Here is a 10,000-nt window from a genome sequence, read left to right on the forward strand (position 1 = left end):
CTGCTGTGCGACGCCGGCGGCGGGGCCTGGATCGGCCGGGCCGGACTTGATGCGGCCATGCGTGCCCATGACGGGCGGCGCGGCGGATCCGCCGCGCTGCTGTCCCGGCTGGAGGCGGTGTTCGGGCCCGCGCCGGAGCTGCCCGGGCTGCTCTATCCGCGTACCGACCGGCCTGCCGTACTGGCCTCGTTCGCACCCGAGGTCGCCGCGTGCGCCGGGCACGATCCGGTCGCCGCGGGCATTCTGCGCGAGGCGGCGGCACATGTCGCGGAGGCGGCCGCGGCGGTGTGCCCGAAGGCGGGGGCCGACGACGAGCCGTGCGAAGTGGCGCTGACGGGTGGCCTGTTCCGGATGGGCGATCCGCTGCTGGTGCCGCTGCGCGAGGAGCTGTCCCGGCAGCTTCCGCAGGCACGGGCGGTCCCCGGTTCGGGTGATCCATTGACGGGTGCGCTGTCCATCGCTCGGGCGTTGGCGACCGGGGATCTGCGACTGCCCCGCCATCCGACGCTGCTCTGGGTGCCTGGTGACGGGCCTGAGCAGCGGCCCGAATAGGCACCGACAGAGCAGGACAGTCGACCGGTAAGCCGCTCATCGGATATAACCGGACAGATAACGCCTGCCTGGGCCCTCCCCGAACAGAGTCGCACCCAAAACCAGTAGCATGCGGCGCCATGAGCACCCCCACTGGGCCCGCTTCCGGCCTGCCTGTACGAATGCCGCGACCTCGCCAGTCCGGACGGCACCGCCGCCCGGAGCCCGTGGTCGCACCCGAGGGCGCTGCAGCGCTCGTTCTCGCCGTTCCCGGTCCCCCCTCCCCGGCCGCGCGCAGTCTGGCCGAAGAGGTGATCAGCATCGCCCGTTCGGAGCTGCCCGGCCTCAACGCCCGGATCGGCTACCTCGACGGCGACGACGCCGAGTACCCGACGCTCTCCGCCGTGCTCACCCACTGCGCCACCGAGCGCGTGGCGCGCTTCGAGCAGGCGCAGGCCGCGGGCCGTGAGGTCGCCGAGCCCGAGGGGCCGTCCGCCGTCGTCGTGCCGCTGCTCGCGGGGCCGGACAGCGCCCTGATCCGGCGGATACGACAGGCCGTGATGGACAGCGGTACGCAGGTCGAGCTGACCGATGTACTCGGCCCGCACCCGCTGCTCGCCGAGGCGCTGCACGTGCGGCTCTCCGAGGCCGGTCTGGCCCGCGCCGACCGTGCCAGGCTCTTCACGGTGGCCACGGCCGCCGACGGCATCGTGCTGGCCACGGTGGGGGGCGACGAGGCGGTGCAGGCCGCCGGGATCACCGGCATGCTGCTGGCCGCCCGGCTCGCGGTCCCGGTGATGGCCGCGGCGCTCGACGTCGAGGGTTCGGTCGCGTCGATCGCCGAGCAGCTCACGAGCTCCGGCTCCGTGCAGCTCGCGGTGGCCCCGTACCTCGTCGGCCCGGAGGTGGCCGAGGGGCTGCTGGACGCGGCCGCGAAGGAGGCGGGCTGCGCGAGTGCCGAGCCGCTCGGTGCGTACCCGGCGATCGGCAAGCTCGTGCTGTCGATGTACATGACGACGCTCGGTATCACGCCCGTTGCCCCGCAGGGTGCCCAGGCGCACTGACCCGGTGCCGGACGCGCCCGGCGGGCCGTCGGTCCACGATCGCCGGACGGGCCCGGAGAACCGGGCCCGTCCGGCGATCGTGCTGTGCGCGGCGTGGAATCAGCCGAAGACCACGCAGGACGCGGCAGGGGCATCCAGCGAACCCGCGCGGCGCGGAATGCCGGTTGCCGGGTCGACGTCGAACCAGCTGACGTCGCCGGACCGCTCGTTGGCCGCGTACAGCCGGCGGCCGGTGGGATCGAGGGCGAGATCGCGCGGCCAGTTCCCGCCGCAGTCCACGGTCGTGACCAGGGTCGCCTGCTCGCCGGTCGCGTCGAGCGCGAGCACCGAGATGCTGTCGTGCCCCCGGTTGGCGGTCCAGAGGAACCGGCCGTCGTGCGAGACGACCACCTCGGAGGGGTACGTCGCCGGGTCGCCGTCTTCCGTCGTTTCCGCGGGCAGCACCGACGTCTCGCCGACCGGTTCGAGGACGCCCGCGGCGGCGTTCCACCGGCATGCGGTGACGGTCGGTTCGAGTTCGTTCAGGACGTAGGCGTGGCCGCCGGCGGGGTGGAAGGCCAGATGACGCGGGCCGGTGCCCGGCCGCAGGGCCGTCTCACCGTGCAGCCGCAGCGCCCCGGTCGTCGTGTCGAGCGCGCAGATCCGTATGGAGTCGGTCCCGAGGTCCACGCTGAGCACCCAGTTCCCCGACGGATCCGGCAGCACCTGGTGGGCGTGCGGGGCCCGCTGCCGGTCGGCGCGGGGGCCGCTGCCCTCGTGCTGGAGCACGGAGGTGGCCGGGCCGGGGGAACCGTCCGCCCGCACGGGCAGGACGCTCACACTGCCGGAGCCGTAGTTGGCGGTGAGCAGATGGCCGCCCGCAAGCGCGAGATGGGTCGGGCCGTTGCCGTCCACCGGCCGGATCCGGCCGATCGGCTGCGGCACATCGCCGGAGATGTCCAGGGCGGCTGCCGCACCGGGCTCGGTCTCACTGACCGCGTAGAGCGCGCCGCCGCCCGGCCCCGGTCCATGGCCCAGGGCGAGGTACGAGGGGTCGGGGACCGTGTCCGTGGAGCCGAGGACGGTCAGGGCCCCGGTCTCCTGGTCCACGGCCGCGACGGTGATTCCCCGTCCGCCCGCCGAGGTGAACGACCCGATGAATGCCCGTACCGCGCCGTCGTCGCTGCCCACCGCACTGCCAGTCACCGCACTGCCCCTCTCCGCCGACGGATCACGACGGTCCGTACCGTCGCGATCTTCCGGGGCGACGGTAGCAGTCACCCGTCAGGTCCAGACCAGTGCCTCGGCTGCCGGGCCCGCCCACGAGGCCGGTTCACACACCGATCGACGGAGCGCGCGGGTCGCTGTGCAGCGGTGCGGCGAGTTCGGCGAGCGCCCGCTCCAGGCCGTGCAGATGGGCGAGGGCGGGCTCGGCCGCGGCCGCGTACGGCGGGACGCCCGGTACGCCCGCCCGATGTCGCGGGTCGGCGGCCGTCAGGGCCTCCACGGATGCCTCGACCCGCCAGCAGGCGGCGGCGAGGCGGGCGTCGTGGGACGCCTCCGGGTCCGCCGCGACGGAGGCCAGTCCGCGCACCTCGCGTGCGCAGGCGTCCAGCAGGGCGAGCACCTGACCGGCACGGGCCTTGCGGGCGCGCAGCGGGCTGAGCGGGTGGACCAGCGGGGCCAGGGACATCCGCACCCGGCCGAGCAGCGCCTCCAGCTCGGCGATCCGGGGTGCGGGATCGGCGGTCGGGGATCCCGAGAGCCGCGCGGCGGCTTCCGCGGTACAGGCGTGCACACAGCGCAGGGCCCGCTGGATCCACGCGTCGGTGGTGGCGTGCGTGGTGACGGGCAGCACGAGCAGCACCGCGAGCATCGCGCCGAGCGCGCCCACGCCGGTCTCCGTCAGGCGCAGCATGAGCAGGGCGGGGTCCAGCACGCCGAGGAGTCCGTAGAGCGCACCGGCCATCACCGTCACCGAGATCACCATCCAGGTGTAGGAGACCGCGGCGGTGTAGAAGATCCCGAAGACGCCGGCCGCCACGACGACCGCCGTGGGCACGGGCGCTCCGTGCAGCGGAACGACGACGGCCAGGCCGATGGGGATGCCGACCAGTGTGCCCAGGATCCTGCGGAAGCCGCGCACCAGCGTCTCGCCGCGTGAGGCGGTGTTCACGAAGACCCACCAGGTGGCGCCCACGGCCCAGTACCAGCGCTGATCGGAGAGGACGAGCCCCGCCATCAGCGCGAAGGCGGCGCCCGCGGTCGCCTGGATCGCCTGGCGCGTGGTCGCCCGGCCCAGCCCCGTGCCGGTCACCGGGGCGGGTACGACGCCGGCGGGCTGCCGCCGTTCGTAGCACCACAGCGCGAAGCGGACGGTCGACGAGACGAGCAGGGAGAGGGCGACCGCGGAGTACAGCTCGGGCAGCTGGCCGGGCAATGTGTGAAGGAACTGCGTGGTGAAGAAGGCCATGAACGCGAACACGCCGAGCGAGTGGCCCCGCGGCCCCCAGCGCCGGGCGTACACGCCCGCGCCGATGACCGCGAGAAAGGCCACGTCCCGGGCCACCGGGTGGTCGTGCAGAGCGGCGGCGAGGGCGAGTACGGGGAATCCGGCGACGGGCAGCAGGGCCGTGGTGATCGCCTGCCCCCGCACCGTGGTGTCCAGCACAGAGAACAGGGCCAGGAGCGCGGCGAGGCCGCCGGTGATGGCGGCGACGAGGGAGTGGCCGGCCAGACCGCACACCGCGACGGCCAGTCCGATGCCGAGGACGGCCCGGACGCTGCTGCGCAGCCTCAGTCGGCCCGGGTCCGGGGCAACGAACATCCTCTTCAGCACCAAACGCTCCCGCTTCCGCGCACCGGCCCTGCACACCGGCATAAAAAAGGCGCCGCGGAGATCCGCAGCGCCATCGACGGGTACATCACAACATCCTCGCGGCCCATGGCTCAACCCGGGCAGGTGTCACTGAGCCATTGGCACAGTCATCGCCGAGCACGGTGCTCCATCAGTAAGCCAACGGACCGGCAGCCGCGCCGCCCCCGCACCGCGCCTCGCAGCGGCGATCGGCGTCGACGGGAGCGGCGCCCCACTCCCGCCGCGGCCCCCTACTCCTCCCCCGGCAGCGGCACCGGCACCTGCTCGACCGGGGTCAGAAGGTCTGTCAGATGGCGGGCCGAGGCATCCCAGGACCAGGACTCCCGGACCCATTCACGGCCCGCGGCGCCCATCGCCGCCCGGTCGGGGGCGAGGAGTATCCCCGTCAGCGCGTCGGCGACGGCCGCCGGGTCGGTGCCGTCCACGACCCGGCCGGTCCTGCCGTCGAGGACGGTGTCCGGAGCGCCGCCCGAGTCGCCGACGACCACCGGCAGACCGCTCGCCGCCGCCTCCAGGAACACGATCCCGAGCCCCTCCGCCTCCAGGCCGGCCCGCCGGGTGCGGCACGGCATGGCGAAGACGTCCGCCGCGGCGTAGTAGGGCGGTGTATCGGTGTGCGCGACGCCGCCCGCGAAGTGGACGGCTCCCTCGGCGTGCCGCGCCGCCAGTTTGCGCAGCCGGGCCTCGTCGGGCCCCTGGCCGACCACCACCAGCTCGGCGTCGGGCACCTTGCTCCGGATCAGCGGCAGGGCCCGTATGAGCATGTCCTGGCCCTTGCGGGGAACGAGCCTGGCCACGCACAGGATGACGCGCTTGCCGTGCAGCCCGAGTTCGGTACGCGAATCGGGTTCGGCTTCGGTGCGGGGCCGGTACACCTCGGCGTCGACCCCCGGAACCAGCCGGCTCATGCGCGCACGCGGGCCGAGTGCGGGCTCGATCCGGGTGCGTGTGTACCGGCCCAGATACGTGACCACGTCGACGCCGCTGCCGATCCGGCGCATGAGCCCGCGCGCACCGGGCGTGCGCGCCCACCAGATCTCGTGGCCATGAGTGGTCGCCACGATGCGCCGTACGCCGCTGCGCCGCAGGGCCGGCGCCATCAGTGCCAGCGGGGCCGCGGCGCCGAACCAGACCCGGTCGCAGCCATGGGCCTCGGCGATCTCGACGGCCCTGCGGGTCACCCGGCCGGTCGGCAGCAGCATGCGGCTCGAATCCCGCACAACGGGGAACGGGAGGCTCGCGTCGTAGGCGGTGTCACCGGGCTCGTGCGAGGTGTAGACGACCACGTCGTCGTCCGGCATGCGGGTGGCCATCGCGTGCACGAAGGTCTCGATGCCGCCCTGACGCGGCGGGAAGTCATTGGTGATGACAAGGGTGGATCCCATGGACTTTTCGGTTCCTTCGGTTGGACGGAATCGGTCGGGCCGCAAGGAGGAGGCAGCTTGACGCCGTTGGCCACGGGGCATGGCGGCTCGCCGAGCGGCCCTGGGCCGCTCGGCCGGTCCCCGGTGGTACGCCCCTGGCCGCACCGCTCCTGCCGTTCTCGGCCGAACGGCAGCAAGTGGCTTGTGCGGATGGGGTGTTGTGTGGGCTGAGGTGTCCGGCTCAGTAGCCGGCCGGGCGCACCAGGCCCGTCTCGTAGGCGTGGACCGCGGCCTGGGTCCGGTCGCGCAGTCCCAGCTTGAACAGGATCCGGCCCACATGGGTCTTCACGGTCTGTTCGGCCACCACGAGACGCGCGGCGATCTCGGCATTGGACAGGCCCTGCGCGATCAGGGACAGGACCTCGGTCTCGCGTTCCGTCAGTTCGCCGGCGCGGTTCTTGAGCGGGGCTCTCGGACCGGCACTCACCCGGGCGAACTCGGCGATCAGCCGCTTGGTGATGTTCGGGGCGAGCAGGGCCTCGCCCTCCGCCACCACCCTTACCGCATGGGCGAGTTCTTCGGCCGACGCATCCTTCAGGAGGAACCCGGACGCGCCGGCGCGCAGCGCCTCGTAGACGTACTCGTCGAGATCGAAGGTGGTCAGGACGAGGACCTTGACGGTGGCGCCGTCGGCCCCGGTGATGGTGCGGGTCGCCTCGATACCGCCGAGCCGGGGCATCCGGATGTCCATCAGGACGACGTCCGGGGCGAGTTCGGCCACTGCCTCCACCGCGTCGGCACCGTCCACCGCCTGGCCGACGACCTCGATGCCGGGTTCGGCGTTCAGCAGCACCGTGAGGCCCTGCCGGACCATCATCTGGTCGTCGGCGATCAGGACGCGGATGGCCGTCATCGGGTGTCCTCGGCAGAGTCGGTGGGATCGGCGGAACCGGCGGGCTCCGCGGCAGACGGTTCGGGCAGTGCGGGCAGTATGGCAGTGACTTCGTATCCACCGGCGGGAGTTGCTCCCGTGGCGAGTTCGCCCCCCAGCATCGTGGTGCGCTCGCGCATGCCCAGCAGGCCGTGGCCCGCGCCGGTGGTGGGCGCGGCGGGGCGGTCCGGCGCGGTGTTGGTGATCCGTACCGTGACCCCGGAGTTCCGGTGGCGGATCTCCACCCGCGCCCGGGCACCCGGCGCGTGCCGCATCACGTTGCTGAGCGCCTCCTGCACGATGCGGAACGCCGACAACTCGACACCCGGCGACAGCGGTCGCGGCTCCCCCGTGGTCTCGGCGGTGACCGTGAGCCCGGCGGCCCGCGCGTTGCCGATCAGTTCGTCCAGCCGTTCGAGGGTGGGCTGCGGGGCGTGCCGCGCGGCCTGCGACAGGGGGTCCTCGGAGCGCAGCACGCCGAGCACCCGGCGCAGTTCGGTGAGCGCGTCGACCGCGTTCCTGCGGATGCCCTCGACGTTCTCCCTCAACTCGTCGGACGGGTTCTCGACGAGGTGCGGGACGACCTGCGCCTGGATGGAGATGACCGACATGTGGTGGGCGACCACGTCGTGCAACTCGCGTGCGATGCGGTTGCGCTCCTCCAGCAGGGTGCGTCTGGCACGCTCCTCGGCGGTGAGCTCCTCCTGCTCGACCAGCCGGGTACGGGCCACCGCGAGGCCGCGCAGCGCGATGCCCATCACCACCGTGATGACGAGGACGCCGATGGCGAGGCGGATGTCGTTGGCGCTGCGCCAGGGAGTGCTCGCTCCGCAGAGGAGCCCCGCCAGCACGGTGATCGTCAGGGTCTCGGCGGCGATCCGGGGGCGCAGCCGCAGCGCGAGCAGGAACAGCACCCCGGCCTGCATCGCGATCCCGGCCCCGCTCCAGGGAAACGCGCCGCTCCACGGAAACCGCGTCCCGAAGCCGACGTTCGCGGCGAACGGGGTGAGCAGCACCATGACGAGCATCGACGCCCACCAGGCCTGGAGCGGGCGGTACAGGGCGACGACGATCGCCACCGACTGGACCCCGGCGAACAGGATGCCGAGCTGAATGCCCATCCCGAAGTCGAAGGCGTACTGGTTGCTGCCCGCGATGAGCACCCCCACCGCGAACATCAGCAGCGGCACCATGATCACCGGCCGCCACTCCAGCCAACGCGGCTTCCCCGAGAGCCCGTTCGGGTCGACCGCCGTGCTCGCGAGGTCCTCGCGCAGGGTACGGGGCAGTGCCCGCAGTACCCGCGCCGAACGCTTCACCATGTCCCCCCGGTTCACAGCTCGCACCTTAGACACGTCGTGCCGCCATCGATCCGGCGGGGCGCCCCTCGCGGACGACCAGGTTCTTCGTCCGCGTCGGCCGCTGCCGTTCGTAACCGCGGAAGGCCAGCCAGCAGATCAGCAGCGCCGCGGTGAACGCCGGCAGCCAGGCCAGCCGGGCCAGCACCCAGCCGGGTCCGTCGGGCACAGTGTGCAGGCCCGGCAGGGCCCCGCCCGCCGACAGGCCGATCGCGGTGACCGCGATCATCGCCGTCTGGTGCCACAGGAACACCGTCATCGCCGAGAGGTTCACGGTCGCCACCACCGCCCAGAGCGCGGGGCGTCGCAGCGCCCGGCGCAGCGGGCCGAGCAGCAGCAGCGCCGCCCCGCACTGCGCGAGGCCGAAACAGACCACGGCGAGGGTCGGCGGGTCGAGGTTGGAGATGTCCACACCGGGGACTCCGACCATGGCCGCGGGATAACCGGCCCACAGGACCAGTCCGGTGGCGGCCGCGGCTCCGCCGAGCAGCAGCGTCCAGCCGGTCCGGCGGCTCCGTAGTTCGCCGCGGGCCCAGGCCGCGCCCAGGCAGTACGGCACCAGCCAGCCGGCCACCACGTTGACCGAGGCGAATCCGCCGGGCGCGTCCAGGCCGAACCGATAGAGGTCGACGACCAGCACGACGGCCAGCGGCCACATCGGATGCAGCCTCGCCACCAGCGGGGTCGCCGCCGTCAGCGCCGCGAAGACCACGAGGAACCACAGCGGGGACCACACCAGCTTGCACAGTGCGCGCACGGTGTCCTGGTCCACCCCGGAGACGAGCATCGTGCACGCCGCCACGGTCCATACGACCGGCACCACGGCCAGCGGGCGCAGCAGCCGGCTCATCCGCGCGCGGAGCCACTGACCGTAACTCCTGCCTCTGGCACGGGCCGAGGCATGACTCTTCGCCCCGACCATTCCGCCGACCAGGAAGAAGACCGCGAGGGTCTGGAGCACCCAGGACACCGGGGTGAGGCCGGACAGGTACCGCAGCGGGCTCGCTCCGTGCACGGTGCCGCTGTCGACGACCAGTGCGGTCACCAGCCAGTGGCCGAGGACGACGCCGAGGATGGCGATGGCGCGCAGCGCGTCGACGGCACGGTCGCGGTCGGCGGGGGTGGCGGATTCGACCCGCCGTGCGAAGTCACGCATGGCGCCCTCCCGTGGGCTCAGCGGATCCGGCCGCTCCGGCCACGATCCGGGCGATGTTCCTCAGCGATTCGGAACCGGTCTTCAGGTAGTCGCTGTGACCACCGGAGCCCGCCGCGAAGATCTCGGCGCCGAACCCGGGAGAGACCGGGTCCGTGCCGAACCCGATGTCCACGAAGGGCAGTCGGAGCTCGATGTGCGGTACGTCCGCGATCCAGTCGTCGCTGCCTCTGCCCGCCCAGACGGTGGCCCGGGTGTGCAGGGCGGCCGCGTTCCGGTAACCGGTACCCGGGCTGCCGTACAGGACGATGTCCGAGACCCGCAGTCCGTGCGCGGCCCGCGCGCAGACGACGGAGCCGTAGGAGTGGCAGAGGACGGTGGTACGGGCCGCAGGCCTCAGGCGCCTCAACTCTTCTAAGAGCCGCACGAGTTCGGGGGCCGCCTCGGTGGCCCGTCGCGAGGTGAGGGAGGAAGGGCTCACCGTCGTCGGCGTCCGGTATCCGAGCCAGGCGACCACTGCCGACCGCTTGCCCAGCTCCTTGTGCAGTGCGAGCGCGCCGTTGCGCAGTCGCCAGTAGTGGTCGATGTCGATGCCCGCGCCGGGGACCAGCACGGCGATCCGGTCCGCTCGGGACAGATCGCCGACGACCTCGACGCCCCGGCCGCCGTCGCGGCCGTCGAAGGCGAGGAAGCGGCGGGCGGGGCCGGCCATCGTGTGCAGCGCGGCGGCCCGCTTGCGGTC

9 protein-coding genes are annotated in these 10,000 nt (G+C 73.0%); 2 read left to right on the top strand and 7 right to left on the bottom strand.

Annotated features, from left to right (window positions below; translation table 11 throughout):
* Nucleotides 1–552, top strand: a 552-nt coding sequence (locus ABZY11_RS39475; RefSeq protein WP_356483793.1) for a BadF/BadG/BcrA/BcrD ATPase family protein, incomplete at its 5' end; no start/stop codon positions are given.
* 119 nt (nucleotides 553–671) lie between these two features.
* Nucleotides 672–1,595 (top strand): hypothetical protein, encoded by a 924-nt coding sequence (locus ABZY11_RS39480; RefSeq protein ID WP_356483794.1) that lies wholly within the window; start codon nucleotides 672–674, stop codon nucleotides 1,593–1,595.
* Nucleotides 1,596–1,694: 99 nt separating this feature from the next.
* Here the strand turns inward: ABZY11_RS39480 and ABZY11_RS39485 are convergent, their stop codons facing one another.
* From ABZY11_RS39485 to ABZY11_RS39515, 7 genes are all read right to left on the bottom strand, one after another.
* The gene (locus ABZY11_RS39485) at nucleotides 1,695–2,765 is read right to left on the bottom strand and encodes a lactonase family protein (protein WP_356483800.1); all 1,071 of its coding nucleotides are present in this window, start codon (nucleotides 2,763–2,765) and stop codon (nucleotides 1,695–1,697) included.
* A 142-nt stretch (nucleotides 2,766–2,907) separates the two neighbouring features.
* On the bottom strand, nucleotides 2,908–4,413 hold the full coding sequence (locus ABZY11_RS39490) for an FUSC family protein (RefSeq protein WP_356483795.1): 1,506 nt from the start codon (nucleotides 4,411–4,413) through the stop codon (nucleotides 2,908–2,910).
* A 269-nt stretch (nucleotides 4,414–4,682) separates the two neighbouring features.
* Nucleotides 4,683–5,837, bottom strand: a complete 1,155-nt coding sequence (locus ABZY11_RS39495) for a glycosyltransferase family 4 protein (protein ID WP_356483796.1) — start codon at nucleotides 5,835–5,837, stop codon at nucleotides 4,683–4,685.
* 220 nt (nucleotides 5,838–6,057) lie between these two features.
* Complete coding sequence (locus tag ABZY11_RS39500; protein WP_356483797.1) at nucleotides 6,058–6,729, bottom strand: response regulator transcription factor; 672 nt, start codon at nucleotides 6,727–6,729, stop codon at nucleotides 6,058–6,060.
* On the bottom strand, nucleotides 6,726–8,069 hold the full coding sequence (locus ABZY11_RS39505) for a sensor histidine kinase (RefSeq protein WP_356483801.1): 1,344 nt from the start codon (nucleotides 8,067–8,069) through the stop codon (nucleotides 6,726–6,728). The genes ABZY11_RS39500 and ABZY11_RS39505 overlap by 4 nt, the downstream gene beginning before the upstream one ends.
* Nucleotides 8,070–8,094: 25 nt before the next feature.
* Nucleotides 8,095–9,261 carry an acyltransferase gene (locus tag ABZY11_RS39510; protein ID WP_356483798.1) on the bottom strand — a complete coding sequence of 389 codons (1,167 nt, stop codon included), beginning with the start codon at nucleotides 9,259–9,261 and terminating at the stop codon, nucleotides 8,095–8,097.
* On the bottom strand, nucleotides 9,254–10,000 hold a 747-nt coding region (locus ABZY11_RS39515; RefSeq protein WP_356483799.1), incomplete at its 5' end, for an alpha/beta hydrolase. The genes ABZY11_RS39510 and ABZY11_RS39515, both read right to left, overlap by 8 nt.

Origin of the sequence: Streptomyces sp. NPDC006510 (assembly GCF_040611955.1) — a bacterium.
Classification (GTDB): Bacteria; Actinomycetota; Actinomycetes; order Streptomycetales; family Streptomycetaceae; genus Streptomyces.